This window comes from Daejeonella sp. (genome assembly GCF_044342615.1).
Taxonomy (GTDB): domain Bacteria; phylum Bacteroidota; class Bacteroidia; order Sphingobacteriales; family Sphingobacteriaceae; genus Daejeonella.
The window spans coordinates 1-5,123 of the sequence record NZ_JBIIPN010000161.1 but is presented as its reverse complement, the minus strand read 5'-3'; the positions used below and the strand labels follow the sequence as shown (position 1 = coordinate 5,123).

Below are 5,123 nucleotides of genomic sequence, written 5' to 3'. Positions count from 1 at the left end.
CTACGAGTGCAGAAATAACCTTGAAGCGTAATACGCCATATTCTTGGTTTGTTACTTCTAAATCAAGTAAAACTGCTACGACAGCTAAAAGTGCTATTTGGAAGTTTTATAATCCTGGCTTGGGCGCATCAAGTTTCCCACCCTACCCAGCAGAAATAGTGAGTCCGACGATGGGCCAATCTGTGATTCCCAATGCTGGAAAAATCTCCTTCCAATGGAAAGGTTCAGACGCCGACAATGATCTTGTAAACTATGATGTTTATTTAGGAACGAGTTCTAATAATGTAACCCTGATTAAATCTCAGCATACCACAACAAGCCTAACAGATATATCTGTGAATGCTAACACGACCTATTACTGGAAGGTGATAAGCAGAGATGGAAAAGGCAATACCTCAGACTCTGGTTTGTATGAGTTTAAAAGTAATTGATAATTTGTTAAGCCCGAAGCTGATTACCCATGTTTAAGCGAATAAAAACAAGCGTTAAAGAACAATATCGCGGTTCAAGAATAATAATTGATATTTTCGAACAAATAGGGTGGTTTTAGAAACAACACATCTCTCCAATCTGATTCGCAAAAAAGCTTATAAGCATCATGTTTATGGGCTTTTTGCATTTTAGGGCGGATTGGGGGGTGAAATTTTTGGAATTAAGAGGAGTCGGATCACACCCAAAAGTTGTGGACTAAGCATATAATTTAGCTAATCTGAACAGAAAGAGTCTGAAGAGAAATTCTCTGCGAAAATCTGTGTAAATCTGCGGGCGACAAAAATAGCTCTCGCAGATTTAGCGGATCAGCGCAGATAAGTATTTAAGGGCATTTAAGCATGGATTATAAGAAAGAATATACTAAAAATTGCTCACATTTCCAAATAAAAACACTAAATGCGTTTCCCTTAAGCTTTAAATTGTAGATCAGAGGAGTCACTGGAGAACCCCCTGATTTGCCAATCCGGTATTTTGGGCGCCATGCACCTGTCATCCCGAACGTAGAGAGGGAAATTAGTGTCGGAAAGCAAAATCGTGTGCAAGAACGACGAAGGTCCCTCACCTGCAGAAGGGCAGGATTCGGGATGACATCGCTTTTACATAGAAATCGATATTTTTAAACTCCCATCACTAAAAAAGCAAAAACAATTTTTTTAGTCGGAAAAATCTTACATTTAAATAAGCGTCCAATTTTTCACAACATACAAAATCGAAAACATGAAAAAATATTTATTAATTCTTTTTTTATTGCCCTTGGCTTTATTTGGGCAAACTGGGACAATCACTTTAGAAAAATTAAAGGAAATTGCCATTGTAGATCATAAAGTTATGATGCCTATGAGAGATGGTATCAGGCTGGCAACAGATATTTACAGACCTAAAAATGCCGGTAAATATCCGGTTATACTCTCAAAAACTCCTTATAATTTCAATCAATGGATTGATGGGAAGGAAATGATTAGGCAATATGAGGCAGCTTATGATGCGGTAAAAAAAGGATATGTATATATAGTACAAAATGAAAGAGGACGCTTTTTTTCAGAAGGTGTTTGGGATATCTTAGGTACCCCCACTACAGATGGCTATGATGCATTTACATGGATTTCATCTCAAGAATGGTCTAATAAAAAAATAGGTACCATCGGTTGTTCTTCCACTGCAGAATGGCAAATGGCGGTTGCATCTCTTGATCATCCTGCGCATGTTGCACTTATTCCCCAGGGTTATGGAGCAGGGGTAGGAAGAATTGGCAATTTGTACGAACAAGGAAACTGGTTTAGAGGCGGTGCACAGCAAATGCTATTTACTTCATGGCTTTATAGCGTTCAAAATGATCGTGTCAGGCCAACGTTTCCTGTTGATATCACACAAGAAGAATTAATTAGAGTTTCAAGAAATTTTGATTTAGCCCCAGAAAGTCCTAAAGTGGATTGGGGACTTGCTCTTAAACACTTGCCAGTTCAAGATATCATTAAAAATGTAGATGGACCAATAGGCGTTTATGAGGATATGATTCGCAGAAAACCTAATGATCCAAAGTGGTATCAAGGAGGTCTTTTTCATGACAATATGCCTTTTAATAAACCATCTTATTGGTTCGTTTCCTGGTATGATGTAGCATCAACGCCAAACATCGCTTTATTTAATCTTTTAAGAGATAAATCTAAGTTTCCGAAAGCGGCAGATAATCAATATCTCGTTATCGCACCTACTTTGCATTGTTCTTTCAAGAGAGCTACTGAAAATACAATTGTTGGAGAAAGAAGTGTGGGGGATGCTAGACTTGATTATGATGCAATGACTTATAGCTGGTTTGACTACTGGTTAAAATCTGAAGAAAATGGCATAAAAAGTAAAATGCCTAGAGTTCAATATTATACTATGGGCTCTAATAAATGGCAACAAAGTGAGACATGGCCCCCAATGGAGGCAAAAGCTACTACTTACTATTTAAGTAGTGCTGGTAAAGCAAATACAAGAAATGGCAATGGCAGCCTGGTTTTGTCGCCCCCAAAAACTGATCAAGCTGATGTATTTGTTTACGATCCCATGAATCCGGTTCCTTCATTTGGAGGAAATGTTTGTTGTATAGGAAATGCCATACAAGGCGGTTCTTTTGACCAACAAACGATGGAATTAAGAGAAGATATATTGGTGTATTCCACTCCTGTATTAACAGAAGATGTTGAAATCAGTGGTTTTATTGAATCTGTTTTGTATGTTTCATCTGATGCTAAAGACACCGATTTTACTTTAAAATTGATTGATGTTTATCCAGATGGAAAAGCTTATAATCTTGATGAAACAATACAGCGAGTAAGATACAGAGAAGGTTATGAAAAAGAGGTTTTTATGGAAAAAGATCAAGTGTATGAAGTGAAACTTTCCGCTCTTTCAACCAGTAACTTTTTTCCTAAAGGACATCAGATTAGAATAGAAATTTCTAGCAGTAATTTCCCGCGTTTTGAAAGAAACCTAAATACTGGAGGAAATAATTATGATGAAAGCAAGGGTGTTATCGCCAAAAATAAAGTTCATCATAGCTCAAAATATCCTTCAAGGATTATTTTACCCATGATAAAAATTAAGTGATAAAAAAAATCTTGTCCCGAAATATTAGTTCGGGACAAGATTTTTTTGCCCACTTGAGCTTATTGATTTTAATAATAGTCTTAATTCTCTTAAATAGGTTTAATCAGTAACAAGCACTGTGCTAGATTCTACGGGCAGTGAGGGAACCATAAAGAAATAATCTTTCTTAATGTCTTAATGTTTTCATTGAATTTTAAAAAGACAGGTAGCAACCTGTCCCTACGTGTATAAATTATAAACATTAAGGAATTAAGGTTTACTAAGGGGACTATACAACAGGCCTTCTGATTAAAATAGAAAATTAATTTTTGGAATCGATGGAAACTCTCCCGACAGTGAATAGGGCAGCTTATTTGTTATAAAATCTATCTAGAAACCTTATTATACGTTTTATTATACTGTTTTACCCTTGAGCCAATATTTCCTAATTATCATAATTAAGCAAATTGGTAAGACCACAAAAACCAAGCTCATTAAGTAAAAACCCAGATAGAAATTATAATTGGTATGCCTCATATATTTGTGAATATATATACCGTGTTCTATATATCTGAGGATTTCTTTGTACCCGATTATACAGAAAAATAAAAGATGTGAAACAAGTATTAAAACAATTTTTTGAAGTGTGGTCATCGGATTATTTTTCCTGAATCTAGTAAATTTTATTTTATTTTTCTGATCGCTCGTTCTTAACAATTAGAACTTAGATTAAACTTTAGGTTTCTTCTGAAGGGTATGTGTTATTAAGCCTAATCATTCTATCGCATAGATATATTTTTGAAGAATCATTTGTTTTTTGAATTATATAAACTAGCCATAAATGATTAAAATAAACATTTCGGTTTTTAGCGATTTAATAATAAAAGTTAAAGGTGCTGTTAACCATAGAAATATGTTTTCGCGGGAATTTTGTATAAACGAATTATAAGCGTAAACTAAGCAGAATTCACTGGGTTTTGAGAAGTTACCTCTGATATTGTTTTTATTTTTTTACATTGAATAATGTATATGTACACAAAATCAAATAAATGGTACTGCTAGTGAGCTTAAGAAATAATAATGCTGCGGGTAATTATCAAAATTCATGGAATTTCAGCGAACATTATAACAACCATCTATTTTTTACATTGAATATTTAATAGTAATATGAATTAATTTTTTTATCAAACTTCATTTTACAAAATTTGTTTTTGCAAGGGTGAAACATTATTTTTAATTGTAAAACATCCTTATCTGAAAATCTACCGATTATTTGGATAAGCAAAAACATTTGAAAAACATGGTAAAATTCAGCCTTAGTTTGTGTCTTCTTTTTGTGTGTTCATTTTCAATGGCGCAAAAAAATGATAAACTTTTTTCTTCAAAAAATCAGATTAATACTGCCAATAATGTTCTAGACTCGTTCGAGAATGTTATAAAACAAGATATTGCCGCAAAAGAAATTGCTGGTGGCGCGTACCTCTTATATCAAGATGGGAAAATTATTCGTAAAAAGGCTCTTGGCTTATCGGATTTAAAATCTAATCGAGCAATCCAAACAACAGATATTTTTAGATTGGCTTCCATGACCAAACCCATTGCTAGTTTGGCGCTTTTGTTATTGCAGGAAGATGGCCTAATTAATATGAATGATAGGCTTGACAAATACCTACCCGCATTTGCCGCTCCGGTTGTTCTTGATCGTATAGACACGCTAAATGGTGTTGGCTTAATTCAAACGCACGCCGCTAAAAAGCCAATTTTATTAAGACATTTACTGACTCATACCGCAGGTTTCGCAAGTCAATACGGTGGGAAATTGGGAGATGTTTACCTCAATACCTTCACGGATGTTAATGCGCATGACCTTGATTATTTTTCTAATCAGTTAGCGCCATTGCCCTTAAATCATGAGCCTGGTGACGGCTGGATTTATGGTCCTTCAATTAATATTGCCGCCAGACTTGTTGAGAAATTAAGTGGGATGGCCTTTCAAGATTTTATTCAAAAGAGAATTTTAGGTCCGATGAAGATGAACGAGACCAAACATTACCTCGACT

Annotated in this window: 3 protein-coding genes; all 3 read left to right on the top strand. The window is 35.0% G+C overall.

Translation table 11 applies throughout. The annotated features are described in order from the left end of the window. A partial coding sequence (locus ACIQ0D_RS11370; RefSeq protein ID WP_395805696.1) for a hypothetical protein occupies nt 1–431 on the top strand: 431 nt, incomplete at its 5' end. Nucleotides 432–1,209: 778 nt separating this feature from the next. Next, nucleotides 1,210–3,084: a CocE/NonD family hydrolase gene (locus ACIQ0D_RS11365; protein WP_395805694.1), complete on the top strand. Its 1,875-nt coding sequence runs from the start codon at nt 1,210–1,212 to the stop codon at nt 3,082–3,084. Nucleotides 3,085–4,414: 1,330 nt separating this feature from the next. Next, a partial coding sequence (locus tag ACIQ0D_RS11360; protein WP_395805692.1) for a serine hydrolase domain-containing protein occupies nt 4,415–5,123 on the top strand: 709 nt, incomplete at its 3' end.

Bases quoted from the DNA above. Each gene is read 5' to 3' on its own strand.
- ACIQ0D_RS11365 (WP_395805694.1), top strand. From the start codon at position 1,210: ATGAAAAAATATTTATTAATTCTTTTTTTATTGCCCTTGGCTTTATTT.